Origin of the sequence: Candidatus Tisiphia endosymbiont of Dioctria linearis (assembly GCF_964026545.1) — a bacterium.
In the GTDB taxonomy this organism is placed as follows: domain Bacteria; phylum Pseudomonadota; class Alphaproteobacteria; order Rickettsiales; family Rickettsiaceae; genus Tisiphia.
In genome coordinates this window covers 473,403-491,019 of record NZ_OZ032156.1, presented here as the reverse complement: position 1 = coordinate 491,019, position 17,617 = coordinate 473,403, and the positions used below count along the sequence as shown (strand labels likewise).

Sequence of the window (17,617 nt, the reverse complement as noted above, 5' to 3'; positions counted from 1 at the left end):
GATATGACAAAATTAAAGCAGAGTAATTATCTAGATCAAGCCAAAACTTTAATTAGGACGGCTAATAATTTATATGACCATGCTCTAGATGGTCTAAGTAAAGTAAATATCATAATAGAGGAACATGGATTAACACCAGAAGTAATTAGTGGTTCTAAAGCGATGCATTTTGAATTAAAAGAAGCTTTACTATTTGGTAAAGGAGAGGCGGCTGCCGGGCTTGCCTATCTTTATCGTGAAGGCTTGGGAGTAGAGAAGAGCGAATATAAAGATAAACTCTATGTATCTATTGGAGCTAAATTAGGTGATTCATCTTGTCAGGAATTGCTACCTCAACGGAATCATAAAGATGTGGAGTTAGAAGCCGAAAAATGGCTTAAGGCTATCAAGGTAATTACTAAAAAATATCCCAACAAGGATGCAGAGATAACTTCAGCAGATACAGTTTGGGCTCAAGGGCAATTAGAGTATCATTGTAAAGAACCGCAACCGTTATATCCAATACTTCCCCATAATGAAGGTGGGGCATCTACTGGTTCTATGCATCCGCTTGGACAAGTAGATGAAACGGCAATGACTGGTAGAGATTCTGAGGATTCTAGCTGTTGTGTAGTTATGTAGGGTTTAGAAAATGTTATTGTGAGGAGGCGTAAGCCGACGAAGCAATCCTGACAAGTTTTATGGATTGCCACGCTCACGTACGTTCGCTTGCAATGACGGAGTAATGTTAGCCAGGTTAGGTGTAAGTTTAGAAAACGTCATTGCGAGGGGAGCTGTAGTAGTGATGAAGCAATCCAATTAAAGTTAGGGAATAAAAAAAATAAATAATACTGCAAAAATAATGAAAACAGCTATTAGTGGATCAAAAAAATCTGTTATATTTATAGATATAAGCGAATTTGGTATAGCTTGTTGTTCTGGATTGCTTCGTTGACCTGCGGTCTTCCTCGCAATGACAATGACATCGCGTCATTGCGAGGAGGCGTAAGCCGACGAAGCAATCCAATAAAGTGTGGATTGCCATGACCTACTTGCGTGGTCTCGCAATGACACATATAGAAATTATGTTTAATAAAATAACCACTGGGGAAATATGAACTATATGAAGTCAACAGCAACATTGAGTGAATTATGAGTAAAGCTGTTCCAGAAAATACCAGGATTATACCTAATCAGCAGACCAGCCTTACAAAAGAACAAAAAGAAGCTGTTGGTTTACTATCAATTGGTACATTCCTAGAATATTTTGATCTGATGCTATATGTTCATATGGCGGCGTTTCTTAATGAGTTGTTTTTTGAGCCAACTGATGCTAAGACAAGCTCTTTAATGATATCATTTGCTTTTTGTACTACCTTTATTTTCCGACCTGTTGGGGCAGTAATATTTGGGTGGTTGGGCGACAATATCGGACGTAAATCTACCGTGATCATCACAACTTTTATGATGGCTATGACATGTCTGGTGATGGCTAATCTACCTACTTATGCTCAGATAGGGATTACCGCTACCTGGGTAGTAACAATCTGCCGGGCTTTGCAAGGTATATCTTCTATGGGAGAGATGACAGGGGCACAACTTTATTTAACGGAAACCATTAAGCCACCAGTGCAATATGCAAGTGTCGGGTTAATGGGGGTTTGTTGTGACTTAGGGGGGTTAATGGCTTTAGGGGTTGCCTCACTTGTCACTATGCATGGTTTTAACTGGCGTTTGGCATTTTGGATTGGTGCAGCAGTGGCATTAGTTGGCTCTGTTGCCAGAACAACCTTGCGAGAAACCCCAGAATTTGCTGATGCCAAACGTCAAATCAAAAAAGTTTTTGAAAAAGCCAATATTGATACAGCTAGCTTAACAAACCACCCAATATTGCAAGAAAAAGTTAATAAAAAAACCGTCATAGCTTTCTTTTTATTAAAATGTGCTTCACCGGTATGTTTTTATTTTCTTTATATATATTGCGGTAATATTTTAAAAACTAATTTTGGTTATACCATGGCTGAAATTATTCAACATAATTTTATTGTCTGTCTAATGGCGTTCTTAACCATATCAATATTATCTTATTTAAGTTTAAAAATATATCCATTACTAATCATAAAAATTATACTGATCATATGCTCTATTTTTATCATATTTTGTCCATATTTATTGAATCATATTAATGCTCCTTATCAATTATTTTTGATACAATTGGTTATGGTTTTATTATATGAATGCTTAGGTCCTGCTGGTCCCATTCTTTATAAATGCTTTCCGGTATTTAAACGTTTTACCTATATTAGCATTATATTCGCTATATCTCGAGCTTTGATGTATATCATTACCTCTTTTGGTTTTATTTACATTACTGACTATTTTGGTCATTGGGGATTATGGGTCGTTATGGTTCCGATGATTATCGGTTTTGCTTACGGACTATTGTATTTTGAAAAATTGGCAAAAGAGTGTGGCGATTTACCTATTGCTTTTAGAGACACGGCTATTTATTCCGAAAAAAACAATTATTCGAGTCAACTATGAGTGAATTAGTTCAAGAAAACACCAGGATTGTACCTACTCAGACTAGTTTATCGAAAGAACAAAAAGAAGCTGTTGGGTTACTCTCAGTAGGGACTTTCTTGGAATATTTTGACTTGATGTTATATGTCCATATGGCAGTATTGTTGAATGAGTTATTTTTTCCACAGAGTGATCCGCACACTACTACTCTTCTGTCAGCTTTCTCCTTCTGTGCTACTTTTGTTTTTCGACCAATTGGTGCTTTGCTATTTGGTTGGATAGGCGATAAAGTAGGTCGCAAAGTTACGCTGTTTGTCACAACTTTCATGATGGCATGTTCTTGTTTGGTGATGTTTAGTTTACCGACTTATGCACAAATTGGCATTACCGCTTCGGTATTAATCACTATTTGTCGGATAGTGCAAGGTATGTCATCCTTAGGAGAAGCAGTAGGTGCTGGATTATATTTAACGGAAATGACTAAGCCACCAATGCAATATCCTGTTGTTGGTTGTATTTCAATATTTGCTGGTTTAGGTGGAGTATGTGCTTTAGGTATTGCAACGTTGGTTACTTCACATGGCTTTAATTGGCGATATGCTTTTTTATTTGGTACAGTGATTGCCTTAGTGGGAGCTATGGCAAGAACAAGACTTAGAGAAGCACCAGAATTTGCTGATGCAACCAGAAGGCTGCTAAATAAACTTAAAACTTTCGGTTTAGAGAAAAAGGATATTACTAATCAAGAAATGCTAAATGAAAAAGTTAATATAAAAACTATATTAGCTTATTTATCAATTGAATCTACAGGACCAATTATTTTCTATTTTGTATATATACATTGTGCTACTATGCTGAAAAGCACCTTCAATTATAGTGCTGAACAAATTATTAGTCATAACTTGTTTGTTATAATGGCAGAGCTAATTACCAGTATTCTAATTACTTATTTGTGTTATAAGATATATCCAATAAAAATTTTAAAAATAAAATTAGTAATTTGTGCTAGTATTATTATATTTATGCCCTATATATTAACTGCAGCTAGCTTAACAAATCACCCAATATTGCAAGAAAAAGTTAGTAAAAAAACAGTAATAGCTTTGTTTTTATTCCAATGTGCTGGACCAGTAAGTTTTTATTTTATTTATATATATTGTGGTAATGTTTTAAAAACTAACTTTGGTTATACTATGGCTGAAGTTATTCAACATAATTTCATTGCCTGTATAATAGAGTTTCTAACCATATCAATATTATGTTATTTAAGTTTAAAAATATATCCATTACTAATACTAAGAGTTATATTGATTATATGTTCTATTTTTATCATATTTTGTCCATACTTATTGAATAATATTAGTTCTCCTTGTCAATTATTTTTGATGCAATTTGTTATGATTTTATTGTATGAATGCTTAGCTCCTGCTCTTCCCATTTGTTATAAAAACTTTCCGGTATTTAAACGCTTTACCTATGTTAGCGTTATATTCGCTATATCTCGAACTTCGATGTATGTAATCACTGCTTTTGCTTTTACCTATCTTTATGATCATTTTGGTCATTGGGGATTATGGATTATTATGGTTCCAACAATTATCAGTTTTGCTTACGGACTATTGCATTTTGAAAAGTTGGCAAAAGAGTATGGCGATTTACCTATTGCTTTTAGAGACACGGCTACTTATTCCGAAAAAAACAATTATTCGAGTCAATTATGAGTGAATTAGTTCAAGAAAATACCAGGATTATCCCTGATCAGCAGACCAGCCTTACAAAAGAACAAAAAGAAGCTGTTGGTTTACTATCAATTGGCACATTCCTCGAATATTTTGATCTGATGCTATATATCCATATGGCAGTATTGCTCAATAGCCTGTTTTTTCCCAAAGATGATCCAAACTCTGCATCTCTTTTTATTGCGATTGCATATAGTATCACTTTTGTTTTTAGACCATTTGGAGCATTACTGTTTGGTTGGATAGGAGATAATATTGGTAGAAAAATAACCATTATTATTACAACCTTTATGATGGCAACCTCGTGTTTTATCATGGCTACATTACCAACTTATGAACAAATTGGCATTACGGCTTCATGGATTATTAGTATATGTCGTGCAATACAAGGTATATCTTCCTTAGGTGAAAGAGTGGGAGCAGAACTATATTTAATGGAAATAACAAAACCACCAATGCAATATCCTGTCGTAACAATAATTACGGTTTGTGCTTCCTTAGGATCAATGTTTGCATTAGGGTTAGGCTTCTTAATTACTAACTATGGGTTTAATTGGCGTTATCTTTTTTACTTTGGAATGATAATTGCCATTATAGGTACAGTTGCTAGAACTAAGTTAAGAGAAACACCAGAATTTGCTAATGCAAAATTGCGATTAAGAACATTTTTTGATACGCACTATATTGATAAAAAAATATTAAAAGGTGACATCATTTTAGAAGAGAAAGTACAGAAAAAGACAGTATTATTCTATTTTTTAATTCAATGTGCTGGTCCAGTGCCAACATATTTTGTGTATTTTTATTGTGGTAATATACTCAGGAATTCTTTTGTTTATAGTGTTGGAGATATTCTTTATCATAACTTTCTTATTTCAATAATACAACTACTTACTACGTTGGTATTATTGTATCTAAGTTATATAATATATCCTTTAAAGATTCTTAAAGTTAGGTGGATGATTTTTTTTGCTTTTATAATATTTTGCCCTTATTTCCTTGATAAGGTCAGTACCCCGATACATTTATTTATAATACAAGTGTTGATTATATTATTTGCACCTGACTCCTCTCCAGCTAGTGCCATTTTCTACAAATATTTTCCTATTTTTAAACGCTTTACGTATAGTAGTTTTGTATATGCTTTAGCACATGCCATAATTTCCATTGTTACATCTTTTGGTTTCATATATTGTACAAAATATATGGGGCAACTAGGGATATTATGTATTATGTTACCTATAGTAATGAGCTATGGATTTGGAATATTTTATTTTGCAAAATTGGAGAAGGTAACTAGTAACTACGAATCATATTAGTCTCTTCGTCAAAAAATTGCTGGAGTAAGAGATCATTTTAAAATAAGACGCTTTTTGACTGTAAAGACTAGTTATTGGTTTTGTAATAAGTATGTATTACTTTAGAACATAATTCTGCAAAATTTTGTTCAATTGTTGGTGTATTGTAATACATGCTAAGACTCATAAACCTACTAAGAGTTTCTACTATAGTTTTCCTAGCTTTTTCTGAAGATTTAGCCCCAATAGTTTGCAAATTATGCAGTCGATCAAATAGCTTGATCAATAAGACATCATATTTTTTCTGTTGAAATAATATATTCAATGTTTCCGCCGAGCTAATCTTGCCGTGAGGCTTGTTTCTGCTTAAATCTTCTACTTGACTAGCAATATGCTCTCCAAAAACACTTGCAATCATACTTCTAGTAAGCTTTGTATCCTCTATAGTATCATGTAGGATGCTGGTAACAATAATGTCAGTGCGGTAAAGATGATCAGAAACCATATATGCTACCTCTATCGGATGAGAGTAATAGGGATCGCCAGATTGTCGCATTTGGCTACCATGATATTTTTTGGCATAATATATACCTTTTTTAACCTCATTCATATTTACTGGTATAGTTACTTGCTGATTCAGCTCAACTAGTTTATTAACTAACCTATCAGCATATTTACAGTTTACATACCTTGCTTCCCAATTATTACTATCTTCCATTTTAATACCCACCATATTACTTTAATTATAGAGTATATTAAACTAGAAATTAAAATACTACTAAATGATTTATTATATGCTTCTTAAAATAATAAGTATTCTGTTATATTTAAGTTACATTCAGATATAAATCAATTGAGTCTTATATATTTCCAACTATAATGTTCTAACTTTAATATAAAAATATTATCTGTTTTAATTCAGTATAATCAATACGTCGGTCTAAATGAACAAAATTTTTATGGATACCGATAGTCCAATCTAGTTGCCAAGCAGTGGCAATTAAATCGCCTTTAATGGTTTTATCTAGGGTTAGAACGTCAAAGGCACAGCAGCCTCCTCCACTATGGTGCGGGTAGTCGTAAATATGAAAGGAGTTTTTAGCTCCGTTGATTTTCTTGTTATACTCTCGGCAACGGCAACCTGAACTAACAGACATTGGTTTATTAAAAATCTTGCGTAAATTTACTAATTTCTCTGCAAATCCAGTAGCTAGTACTATTTTCCCTGTTTGTTTGCAAGCTAATTCTTGATAGGTAAAATATGGGATATAATATGTATTGTTCATATTTATTTTATAATTTTAACTTTTATTTGGTTGGTTTCTTCATTTTTTCTAATAGGCGTTTTGGTTATAAATCTTAAAATAATATTAATAATGGCAATAATAGTAACGCTCATTGCGGTTTGGTGTTCTTCTGATAGTTCAATATTAAAATCAGCTAGCCAAGCAGTTAATATAGTGACTAGGTTAAATATAATGGTTCTAAACCCTTGTAATTTTTGCATAAATATACCTTTTAGTTGTTTTGAAAATTTGTTATTTGAAGATTAATCTTATAATGGCTATGTTAGGATCGTAGGATTATGGGGTGGTAAATAAGCTTTATATAGAAGTAATGGGAATTATGACTTTTGCCATTTTTCACCATCAAATCGATAATGACTACCATCATCGTCTAATACTACTTCTAGCCATTTATACGGTATAATAAACCGCCAGCCATGTTCTAATTTTTGAGCGATGTTATTCTCGTGACCAATAAATTCTTGTTCGGCGTTTGCACCAATTATATATAGTTGACCAAGTTTTTGGTTATCTATCTCTACTTCAGGAGAGGTGATACCAATAGCTTGCACTACTGGATTTATCAGTATATCAAGTAAACTAAGAGCTTCATTATGGGTAATTTCTTTCTGCACCTGCCCACTATGAATCAAAGGTAGTTTTAATCTAGCTGTGTGTGACATGTGAGTTAGTTAATATTATCTAGAGATATAGTGGTTTCGTAACCTCGACCTACCAAGCTAGAGAGTTGCTAAATAGTGGCAGTTAGGTTTCGAGCAATCAAGCTTTGGTTTGTTACAGTTGAATCAGCTAATTGTTGCTCTTTGCTGTATATTACGCTTTGACAAGATGATTCCAATATTCTGACTAGTTGTTGATCGCGTTTAATATCAATTTCATATTTCTCAAATTCTTTATTAATTGGCGTGTCAACATAATCATGCCACTCATTATCAACTCTAGCTCTTCTAATCCAGCTGATTATAATATTATAGTTTTCATCGTGTTTAGCTGTAACATGAACTGGAGCAAATGGTTTCAGACATTTACCAGTATAGGTAAAAGTAACAGGGGTTGTTTCAGCAAGAGTTTTGCCTATTGATATAGCTTTATAATGGATTGGACGACCAATTAAATTATTATTAATTGGTATTAGAGTTGTTGCATCTGTTAGCATAATAAATCTATCGCCTATTTGGTGGTTATTAATTGCCCATTCAGTGCCTTGCCTGCCTCTTAGAAGTTTGCTTAATTTGTATTTATTAGAACCAATTAGCTCAGCTTCTTGGAATTGAATCAGTTCATTGCCTATTAGTGCTTTATTAGCACCATTTAATAAAGTTAGCTCATTTACAGTTTGTAGCCTACCATGTAATAACTGAATGACAATGATATTTTGATTATCAATAATTAAACTAGATGCTGGTAAAAAATTATTTAATAAAAAACCTGATATAGCTTGATTAGTTGTAGTGAATAGTGGTTTATAATTCTTACCATCTTGGCTTTGATAAATTATTGCTCCATTCCAGTTGCTATCATCAGCATTTACTATTAGCTGCAACGTACCTTGTTTACTACCGTATCCTCCATATCCTATATAATTGTCTGATGAAAAAATAGGAACTTCTATTAGCTGTAAAATAGATGTAGCTATTGGTTTTGGTATGTCACATTTCTTTGGAAGATAGTTGGTATTACTAGGCTCTGTTGACAAAATTTTATGTTAAGTTATCAGAGGAGAATAAAGAAGTTGCAATAGTAAGAAGAAATGGTAGTTTCTAGTTATCGAAACGAAGAAACTACCGATATGAAGTATTACATAGAAGACCAAGCATGGGAAGCAATTTTATCATTTTTTAAGAAAAAAAAAGCTATACACAACAAGAATGAGGAAAAAATAAGACAGTTTATTGAAGCAATATGGTTTATTGCTAGAACAGGTTGTCAATGGCGTCTTCTGCCTAATTATTATGGTTGTTGGTACAGTGTTTATCGCAGATTTAAGAGATGGGTTGACAAAGGTATATGGGAAGCTTTAATGGATCATGTTAAAGTAGATGTAGATATGGAATGTAAAAGTCAAGATTTGATCTTACAGACCCCATAAATTAACTTATTAGATTGTCAGATAAATTTTGACTGTCAGATAAGTGTTCAAGATACAAGATCTCATTATTTTTTTCAAACGCTAATTTTTTACTATCTTTAAAGGTTTGCATAGGCGTTTTACCATAGCAATACTTGCCGGAATGAGGACGTTCGTTATTATAATAATGTAACCAGGTATCAAGATCTTTTTGCAATTCAAAAAGTGAATTGTAAATCTTTTTACGCATTGCAGTATCATAAAACTCATTTTTCATGGTTTTATGAAACCTCTCACATATCCCGTTAGTTTGAGGGGAATATGCTTTTGTAACGGTGGGTTCTATTCCTTCAATACTTAAAAACAATTCAAAGGCATGATGTTCTATATTTCCTTTATATTCAGTACCACGATCAGTTAATATACGTAGTATAGGAATACCTTGTTCTTCGTACCAAGGTAGAACTCTATCATTTAACATATCAGCAGAGGTTATAGCTGTTTTGTCTGTGTATAATTTGGCATCCGTCACCCTGGAATAGCTATCGATAAAAGTTTGACCATAAACCTTACCTATTCCTTTAAAGTTGCCAACATAGTAAACATCTTGACAACCAAGATAGCCTGGATGTTCTGTCTCTATTTCCCCATGTGCCTCTTTAAGATTCTTACGATTCTCCAAGACACGTAATTGAGCTTCCGTAAGTATAATGCCATCCTGAGCCATTTTAGTTTCTAAAGCTACTAGCCGTTTCTTAAGATTATTGAGATCGTTCCTAAGCCAGATAGATCTAATGCCGCCGGGAGATACTAAAATCCCATCTTTTTTTAATTCGTTCGATACACGAAGTTGACCATAAGCGGGGTACTCTATTGCCATGTCTAATACCGCTTTCTCTACAATAGGATCAACTCATATTAGCCAATATGGGTTTCTTACGGCTTATTTCATACAAGGCTTCATCGCCACCATTCTCATATAATTCCTTGAATCTATAATAACTATCTCTGCTATACCCCATTGTCTTACATGCACTAGATACATTTCCTAAGCTTTTTGCTAGTTCAAGTAATCCTATTTTTGGTCTTATTATTTTCTGATTTAAATTCATTTTAATCTCCATTTAATAATTTGTTTATTTTACTAAATGTAAGATTAAATCTCAACTACTTCAGCAGTAATAGTTTGAGGATCGTAAGTCATTTTAGATTTTCTATTTGAGATTTACTTAACTTAGTGTATTTAATAATTTTTTCCATCGACTCATTGTTTAATAGCATTTCTTTTGCCATAGATATTTTTTCTTCCACTCTACCTTCCACTCTACCTTCCACTCTACCTTCCGCTCTACCTTCCGCTCTACCTTCCTCTTTACCTTCCGCTCTACCTTTATCCTCAAATTTCTTGATAGTATTAGCTTCTATACGCAGCCATTTGAGATGACCTTCATAGGCCTCTCTTTCTTCGTCAGTAAAGTTCATAACATTTAGCACTGTTAGAGCTTTTTTTAAGGCAATATTGTCCAGTTCTTTAGGCAAATTATCTTTGTTAAGTAGGTCATGTCTTGTTAAAAAAGCTAACCACATATCTAGAGAGTCTTTTACTTTTTTCAGTATATCAGCTAATTCCTCATGAGAATTATCAGTAAACTTATTAAGCTCAATAGTATGTAATTCGAGATCCTTGAAATACAACAAGCCACTATCTTTTTCGACTATATGGAAAACATTGTGATATTTATCTACTTTAGGAATAGAAGTAAAATTAAGTATATGAATACCAATGGCTTTGCTTAAGGTCGAATAGTCCTGAGCTACCTTTAATTGCTCAGTATATAATTTAGTCCAGTAATATAAAGCTCGCTTATCATAATCAGCTTCGTCGCTAATTTGAATCTCAATATTGAACCTTTTGCCATCAACAGATTTGGCTTTAACGTCTAATATTGAGAGTTTATCATTCTTAAAGTTTTTAGGGTTATATGGATTAAGCAAAGTTACCTCTGCCACTTGATCCTCTTGTCCAACGATAGAATTAATCAAGGATATCAGCAAATCCTTATTCTCTTCTACACCAAAGATCTTTTTGAAAGCTAAATCCACGCGAGGAGTTATTTTATCCATATATGCTGCTATTAGTAGTTATTAGTACCTAAGAAGCAGTATAGCACAAAAACTATAAAGCACTAAGTAATATAATGTGAAAAATAGACAATTGGTTAGGCGTTATCCACTATTTTTTCTTCTTTCATTTTTTCCTCAATGATTTTTCAAAGTTTAATCCAGCTAATTTTTGACTCAGGTGAATTACCCCGTAAAATAAATTGGGCTTATTAAAAAGCCCTTTATTTATAAAGGGGGAAAATGCTGCATTATGAAGCTGGCTGCAATCCCTTGATAAATAAGGGCTAGAGAGCAACCCCTTAATGCATTTCTTTTTGTAGTGCAGATGCATTATGGAATTCTCTACAATTGCAGTATTTATAAGGCATTGCGGCTGACTTCATCATGCACTGCACTATGAAATGCATTATGCACTATGCATTATGAGCTGCATTTTAAATTTGTTTTATTTACAGTATTTTCACCAATTTTTTCTAAATCTATTTGCCAGTTATTATTATTTAGTATCTTTTTCTTCCTTCCATCACCATCACATTTGTAATGCGTGGGTGGTATTTGAATATAATTTTTTATTGTTTCTCCAGTTTCAATATTGATGACTTCCTCTTTTTCCATCATCATATTTTCAGTACATATATAACCAAAGCTTGCGTTAACAACACTTGCGAGCTTTATTCCATACTCCTCAGGATTATCAAAAAACTTAATTACTCCTTGAGTAGCAGCAACTGAGCAGTCATCATAAATCGCTCTTCTACCACCTAAATCTATATAATTCTGATATTTTTGAGCAAACTGTTTCATTAGATAAAACTTACCTCTTAAAGCATCTGCCTCAAGTAGTTTAATAATAACCTTAATACGGCGTTCACGTTCGCGATCGTAAAGCTTACCCTTTACTTTATATGCAATACGTTTCTCCATAGGATTTAACTCTTCCCATATACCAGCAACCTTATGAATAATCTTGTTGCCAATCTCCTTGCCATTACGCAATTCAAAAATTAAATGACGATTATTACTATCTATCTCAGGTTTATATAATAATATCCCGCTAGTATAATAACCTCTCAAGCTACTTGCTCCACTAAATGCTTGAAATGGATCATCTTCAAATTGTATACGACTAATTTTTTTAGTATGATGAACAAGAATAATGCCAGTATGAGGATTTATTTTATCTCTCAGTAACTCAATTCTATTTTGCAGAAAAAACATCATGGCATCATTTTCGTTCTCGGTAGAGTCATGTCTACCACCATCAAAACTATTGCGAATAGGGTCAATGGCAATAATATCCGGTGGATGTTCAGGGAAAATCTGTCTAATATGTTTAGCAGCAATATTGACTCCTTGTTCATCGAGCAGTAATCTATTATTAGCTGTAATATGCAAATTAGTTTCTGCCTTATCAAGCAACTCTTTTGGCAGCTGGATATTTTGTAACCTCTCTCGCATATAATGGTAACCAATTTCTGTTTGCAAATAAAATATCCTTAATGGTCTTGCTGGTTTAAACCCAACAAATTCTTTACCTGCTGACATATGAACAAATAGTGATAATAAAAAATCACTTTTACCAACTTTAGGGGCTCCGCCAAAGACTTAATATACCGCTAGGTGTTAAGATTCGTGGAGCAATTATATCCTGTGGCAGTTGACTATGATCAGCTAGAAAATCGCCTAAAGAGAAGCTGATAACTGTATTGGTAATCTGTTGTGGTTGCTGTTTAGGAGTACCATATTTTTCTATATGTACTTTCCATAAGCCATTAACCATCTGCTTTATTTTATCAATTGACCATGCAGGTAATACATTAGCTAGATTATAACTATAGATTTCTTCTATTGCTTTATCTTCGCTAATCAACCCATCATGGCAGCGACGCAGCCAATAACCAATTACTCTAGTTAAATGATTAAACCTAGTTTGTTCTCCTATGCCTCCTTCATAAACCTTTTCAGTAAGTATCTTATTGATTGGTAAAGCGGAAGTGGTTATAAAATTATTATTAGCTAGATTATTGAGTGGTAGTTCCTTAACCAACTGAATTAATGGCTCAAGTTCATATTCTACTGGCGTGTAAGTTCTAATTTTAACTAACTTAGCTATCCCACCTTTATGATAGACTGAACCTGCTACCCTAATTGGTTGATGAGCCGATTTAAAATGAGTATCGCCACCGAAAATATGAGCTATTTGATATCTAAGTTCTAGTAATTGTTTTAACTGATTACCTTCTATCGCTTTAGTTAATTGCCAGTAAACATGGATTTTGGCTAAACCCTCACAGGTAACGCCACCTGATTCAATAATCATAGTAGCTTGACCTAGAGTTTGCTCCAGTAAGAATAACTTACCTTCTACATCACCATCATCAATATCAATCAGTAGTACCTGCATTTGCTTGATGCTGTTACTAGAAGCTTGACCGTACTGTTCAACAATTGCTGGAATGACACAAAAAGCTGCTCGTCTCTGATTAGCTATGTTAGCAAAGTTTAAAGCTTTACTAGTCATAGAATCATCAGCCTTAATCCATATATTAGTCGGTAGTTTATTACTACTACTACCTTTTTCAGCAAAGGAACGTAAGGGTATTAATCCGTCAAGATAACCAAAAACCACCCAAAAATACGTTTGAATATCATCCTTAATCGGCAGAATGTTCATAACTTACCTTCAGTCTTGCAGTCTCAACATTTATTTTGATATGAACATATTTTGCAGTCATAAAATTCTCTGCTGTTAAAGGTTCGTGGCAATAACTCGCCAACTTCAGTAGCACGGATAATATTAACCGCCTTATCACTCATTCTTTGGGCTAGCTCTCCATCAAATGGGATAAGCTCATGATATATATCGCAATTATCTTTATTAATAGCAGTAAATAAGCATGGATTTATAGAAATACCAGCTATGCTTTCCTCCATATAAGCTTGATATAGAGCAATTTGAGCAGCATATAAAGGTTTAGATAATACCAAACCTTTGCGAGCAAGTTCTTTCCATGCTTTATTATTCATTGTTTTAGCCTCCCATAAAGCAGGGCAGTTTATGCCAAGTTGCTTAGGTGCTTTATAAATAATACCATCAATATGACCGGCAATTCTCTTATCCGCTACCTCAAAACCAAATTGCTTACCATGCTGATCTTTGGTAACTAGCTCAAGACCAGCGGCTTTTAACCACCTAATAGCTAATGTTTCAAATAAATGTCCAATGTCAAAGATCCTTAATATTTGACCTCTAAAGTTAGGATTGATTCCTTGCTTGCTGCTGATATACTCATACTGCAATGCTCTAGAGCAAGGTGTTCCCAAACGAGATGCACCAAGATATTTACGAGGTTGCCCAGCTTGCCTTTCAAGCTCTAATGCTTGATCTATTAACTTATTTAGCCGATCGGATATTTGATGATATGTTTTCAGTTGATGATTAAAATCTAGCATATCTACATCCAGCTAGCTAAATCAGTTCTACTATCCATAAATTTAGTATAATCCTTATGGCTGGTATCTATAGCTGATTTAATAACATTTTTTTGATTTCCTAATTTATCAGTTTCAATGTCAATTTTAGCTATAAACTCTAAACCATTTAAATCAGCAAAACTATTAATCCTTCTTGCTAGCTGGGCAGCATCTGAATTATCTTTGTCGCTAAAACCTTTAGCTGAATTTAACATAGAGCGAATAAAGGAGCGTCCTATATCACCCCAGTGGTTATTCTTCTTCTGACTATATAAACCAATCAACCCCCATATTTTGCGTTTTACATATTCACCTTGTAAAATGGTAAACTCGCAATTTAAATAGACAGCTTCGCTTAGCTCATTCTTAGTTGCATAACCGCCAAACCAACCTTGTTCATGGTCATTATAACCACCATCCCTAATCATCAGACTAACCTTAGCAATAGTTCCTTGCGGGATTAAATTAAAATTAATTGGTTCAGCATTGTTAAAATCGTAATAATTCATATAATTTCTCCTTAGTTAATTTTTCTTTAATTAATTATCATATTTGGTTCTATTGTTGATTTTGGTGCTATCCCTGAAGTAATCTTGTTCATAAGATTGCCTAAATGGGCTGGCTCAATCATGGCGAGTTTTCCTGACCGATCTTTGGCAGGATAGCCATAAGGGTTATTAGTCCAGTTAATGAAAGCTCTAGAAAACTCATACTTATTAATACAACTAATTGCTTAAAGTTACCCTTCCCCACAAGTTAATAATTTTATTTTATAAATAACATTAAATACTAGATATCATGCTAAAAACCGTTCCTCTAGATATATTCACATTACAATTAATTTTTATTTAAAGGTTATTATGAAACTATCAATTTGGATAGAAGTAAATAATTTAACAACCGGTAAGGTCACTAAATTATTTAAAGTCTCACCAGCTCACATTTACAAATATCTCTACGAAAAAACCATCCCAAGACCCAAAGTGATGGAAAGAATTTTTTTAGCAACTCATGGAGTTGTTACTCCTAATGATTTTTATGGAATTAGTACAGAACTCTTGGAAAAAAATTACTAGAACAATTAAAATATAAAGTGATAAAAAAATGAGAAAAAATATGAATAAAGATAAAAGAACACCAGAAGAAATATTTAATAATTTAGCATTAACCATTCGTAATTCACATGATCAAGAGATAAGTGAAGAAGAATCAAGAAGGCTAGCAAGAAATTTTATAAGGTTTTGCCAAAGATTTATCGAGATTCGACTTAGAATAGATAAAGAAAAAGAATCGGCAACTAAAGATTGACTTTATTGGGAAACTGGTTAGAATAACAGTTGGAATGACAAACGTTATTTTTGGATGTCAAAATCTCTAGCAAATTAGTATTTAAAGATATTAGTAGTTCGCCATATGGTCTTTCATCAAAAACTACCCATTATGCAGAACATTATAGTATCTTTTACAATAAAAAAATTATCAGAAATAAAGGAGTTTAATAATGACTAACAAAGCGGTAAAGGCAATTATTTTATCGCGTGTTTCTTCTAAAGATCAGGAGGAAGGTTACTCACTTGAAGTACGAAAAGATCGGTTAGAAAAATATTGCGAACGTAAAGGTTTGCATATTATACAAACCTTTAAACTTATTGAATCTTCTACCAAAGGTAATCATAAACATTTTATGGAAATTATCAAATTCATTAAGAAAGAGCGAGAACCTATCGCTTTTGTTGTTGATAAAGTTGATCGTGTTCAAAGAAGCCAAAAAGAATTTCCTATACTAGATGAGCTAGTTAAACAAGGTAAATTGGAATTGCATTTTAACAGTGAAGGTTATGTTATTCACCAGCAGTCAAGTGGTCATGAATTAATGATGTGGGGCATAAGCGTGGTAGTCGCTAAAAGTCATACTGATTTATTAAGTGAAAATGTTAGAAAAAGTTTTAAGCAAAAAATAGAAGTTCATGGGGAGTGGTATGGTTTTGCTCCTATTGGATATTTAAATAAACGGGATGAAAGGGGTAGAGGGATAATAGTAATTGATCCAGTTAATGGTAGTATTATTAGCAAGATATTTGACACCTATGCTACAGGAGCCTATACCTTATCAGAAATGGTAACCAAAGCTAAGGATTGGGGATTGCGTAGTAAGAAGGGCTATCATATTGTTAAGTCAGTTATATATCGCATACTACAAAATCCTTTTTATTATGGAGAAATGAGAGTAAAAGGAGAGTTATGGTTACATCATTATCAAACACTTACTAATAGAGAAATTTTTAAAGCTTGTGAGGCAGTACGTATGGGTTGGCATAAAAAACCTTTTCAATATCGAGGTAAAGAATTTTTATTTAGAGGCATCCTTAAATGTGCCGTTACCGGTAATTTAATTACTTCTGATACTAAGAGTAAAAAATATGAAAATGGCAAAATATCAGAATGGACTTACTTAAGAGCTTGGAGCCCAGAAGATCCTAAAAAGGCTATTTGGGTTAGGGAAGATGAAATATTAAGACAAATTGAGGAAGTATTAAAAACCTTACAAATAAAAAATCCTGAGATATTAAAACAAATAATGGATTATTTAATAAATGTCAATCAAGGCAATGCTTATGAATTTAACCTTGAAGTTGGCGAATTAAAACAAGAGCATACCGTTATTCAAAATAAACTCAATAGATTGATGGATTTCTTAACAGATGGCACCTTAACTAGAGAAGAATTTTTGCATAAGAAAGCTCAATTAAAGGAAAGACAATATGAATTAACTGAATTAATTAAGAGTTATGACAAAGTAGATGATAAGCTTTCTAAAAAGCTTGCAGACCTTATATGTATCAGCAGAAACGCCTATGAAACTTTTAGAGGTTCGACAATTGCTGAAAAAAGGGAATTATTAAATTTTATATTTTCGAACCTAACACTCGAGGGCTGTAAGATGCATTACGTTCTGGCTTTTCCATTCGCAGAAATGCAAAAAGTAGCAAGTTGTGCCGAATTGGCGGAGAGAAGGGGATTCGAACCCCTGACACGTTACCGTGAACACGCTTTCCAGGCGAGCGCCTTAAACCACTCGGCCACCTCTCCATAACTCTATACAAA

Annotated in this window: 18 protein-coding genes, 1 tRNA gene and 2 pseudogenes; 9 read left to right on the top strand and 12 right to left on the bottom strand. The window is 33.3% G+C overall.

Going from position 1 to position 17,617, the window contains the following annotated elements:
* The first annotated feature begins 3 nt into the window (after positions 1-3).
* The 4 genes from AAGD42_RS02365 (at position 4) to AAGD42_RS02350 (ending at position 5,560) form a co-directional block, all read left to right on the top strand.
* Entirely contained in the window at positions 4-621 is a 618-nt protein-coding gene (locus AAGD42_RS02365; protein WP_341753115.1) for a hypothetical protein, read from the top strand.
* Positions 622-1,131: 510 nt separating this feature from the next.
* On the top strand, positions 1,132-2,523 hold the full coding sequence (locus AAGD42_RS02360) for an MFS transporter (protein ID WP_341753114.1): 1,392 nt from the start codon (positions 1,132-1,134) through the stop codon (positions 2,521-2,523).
* A complete protein-coding gene (locus AAGD42_RS02355) occupies positions 2,520-4,223 on the top strand; it encodes an MFS transporter (RefSeq protein WP_341753113.1) in 1,704 nt (567 codons plus the stop codon). The genes AAGD42_RS02360 and AAGD42_RS02355 overlap by 4 nt, the downstream gene beginning before the upstream one ends.
* Complete coding sequence (locus AAGD42_RS02350; RefSeq protein WP_341753112.1) at positions 4,220-5,560, top strand: MFS transporter; 1,341 nt, start codon at positions 4,220-4,222, stop codon at positions 5,558-5,560. Before AAGD42_RS02355 ends, AAGD42_RS02350 begins: the two co-directional genes overlap by 4 nt.
* 67 nt (positions 5,561-5,627) lie before the next feature.
* On the opposite strand, the gene AAGD42_RS02345 is transcribed toward AAGD42_RS02350, so the two are convergent.
* The 5 genes from AAGD42_RS02345 to AAGD42_RS02325 all read right to left on the bottom strand — a co-directional run bounded on the left by AAGD42_RS02345 (position 5,628) and on the right by AAGD42_RS02325 (position 8,542).
* Complete coding sequence (locus AAGD42_RS02345; protein ID WP_341753371.1) at positions 5,628-6,257, bottom strand: HD domain-containing protein; 630 nt, start codon at positions 6,255-6,257, stop codon at positions 5,628-5,630.
* A gap of 172 nt (positions 6,258-6,429) precedes the next feature.
* Positions 6,430-6,825, bottom strand: coding sequence for a D-Ala-D-Ala carboxypeptidase family metallohydrolase (locus AAGD42_RS02340; RefSeq protein ID WP_341753111.1), 396 nt, complete (start codon positions 6,823-6,825; stop codon positions 6,430-6,432).
* A 2-nt stretch (positions 6,826-6,827) separates the two neighbouring features.
* Positions 6,828-7,046, bottom strand: a complete 219-nt coding sequence (locus AAGD42_RS02335; protein ID WP_341750203.1) for a hypothetical protein — start codon at positions 7,044-7,046, stop codon at positions 6,828-6,830.
* Positions 7,047-7,163: 117 nt separating this feature from the next.
* Positions 7,164-7,508: a DUF2793 domain-containing protein gene (locus AAGD42_RS02330; protein ID WP_341753110.1), complete on the bottom strand. Its 345-nt coding sequence runs from the start codon at positions 7,506-7,508 to the stop codon at positions 7,164-7,166.
* A 68-nt stretch (positions 7,509-7,576) separates the two neighbouring features.
* Positions 7,577-8,542 carry a hypothetical protein gene (locus AAGD42_RS02325; protein ID WP_341753109.1) on the bottom strand — a complete coding sequence of 322 codons (966 nt, stop codon included), beginning with the start codon at positions 8,540-8,542 and terminating at the stop codon, positions 7,577-7,579.
* A gap of 54 nt (positions 8,543-8,596) precedes the next feature.
* Between AAGD42_RS02325 and AAGD42_RS02320 the strand changes: the two genes are divergently transcribed.
* The gene (locus AAGD42_RS02320) at positions 8,597-8,935 is read left to right on the top strand and encodes a transposase (RefSeq protein WP_341753108.1); all 339 of its coding nucleotides are present in this window, start codon (positions 8,597-8,599) and stop codon (positions 8,933-8,935) included.
* 1 nt (position 8,936) lies between these two features.
* Here the strand turns inward: AAGD42_RS02320 and AAGD42_RS02315 are convergent.
* From AAGD42_RS02315 to AAGD42_RS02290, 6 genes and pseudogenes are all read right to left on the bottom strand, one after another.
* A pseudogene (locus AAGD42_RS02315) lies at positions 8,937-10,026 on the bottom strand (IS481 family transposase).
* Positions 10,027-10,114: 88 nt separating this feature from the next.
* A complete protein-coding gene (locus AAGD42_RS02310) occupies positions 10,115-11,038 on the bottom strand; it encodes an Rpn family recombination-promoting nuclease/putative transposase (protein WP_341753107.1) in 924 nt (307 codons plus the stop codon).
* A gap of 420 nt (positions 11,039-11,458) precedes the next feature.
* Positions 11,459-12,583: an AAA family ATPase gene (locus AAGD42_RS02305; protein WP_341753106.1), complete on the bottom strand. Its 1,125-nt coding sequence runs from the start codon at positions 12,581-12,583 to the stop codon at positions 11,459-11,461.
* 40 nt (positions 12,584-12,623) lie between these two features.
* Positions 12,624-13,712 (bottom strand): hypothetical protein, encoded by a 1,089-nt coding sequence (locus tag AAGD42_RS02300; RefSeq protein ID WP_341753105.1) that lies wholly within the window; start codon positions 13,710-13,712, stop codon positions 12,624-12,626.
* A gap of 23 nt (positions 13,713-13,735) precedes the next feature.
* Positions 13,736-14,491, bottom strand: coding sequence for a hypothetical protein (locus AAGD42_RS02295; RefSeq protein WP_341753104.1), 756 nt, complete (start codon positions 14,489-14,491; stop codon positions 13,736-13,738).
* 2 nt (positions 14,492-14,493) lie between these two features.
* A complete protein-coding gene (locus AAGD42_RS02290) occupies positions 14,494-15,021 on the bottom strand; it encodes a hypothetical protein (RefSeq protein WP_341753103.1) in 528 nt (175 codons plus the stop codon).
* 351 nt (positions 15,022-15,372) lie between these two features.
* On the opposite strand from AAGD42_RS02290, the gene AAGD42_RS02285 reads away from it, so the two are divergent.
* The 4 genes and pseudogenes from AAGD42_RS02285 to AAGD42_RS07090 form a co-directional block, all read left to right on the top strand.
* Positions 15,373-15,588 carry a hypothetical protein gene (locus tag AAGD42_RS02285; RefSeq protein WP_341753102.1) on the top strand — a complete coding sequence of 72 codons (216 nt, stop codon included), beginning with the start codon at positions 15,373-15,375 and terminating at the stop codon, positions 15,586-15,588.
* A gap of 28 nt (positions 15,589-15,616) precedes the next feature.
* A complete protein-coding gene (locus tag AAGD42_RS02280) occupies positions 15,617-15,820 on the top strand; it encodes a hypothetical protein (protein ID WP_341760757.1) in 204 nt (67 codons plus the stop codon).
* 50 nt (positions 15,821-15,870) lie between these two features.
* Complete coding sequence (locus tag AAGD42_RS02275) at positions 15,871-16,011, top strand: hypothetical protein (protein ID WP_341760756.1); 141 nt, start codon at positions 15,871-15,873, stop codon at positions 16,009-16,011.
* Between the two features lie 2 nt (positions 16,012-16,013).
* Positions 16,014-16,793 (top strand): annotated as a pseudogene (locus AAGD42_RS07090) (recombinase family protein); the annotation flags it as partial.
* Between the two features lie 721 nt (positions 16,794-17,514).
* Here AAGD42_RS07090 and AAGD42_RS02270 read toward each other — a convergent pair.
* Positions 17,515-17,602 (bottom strand) — tRNA-Ser (locus tag AAGD42_RS02270).
* Positions 17,603-17,617: the final 15 nt, after the last annotated feature.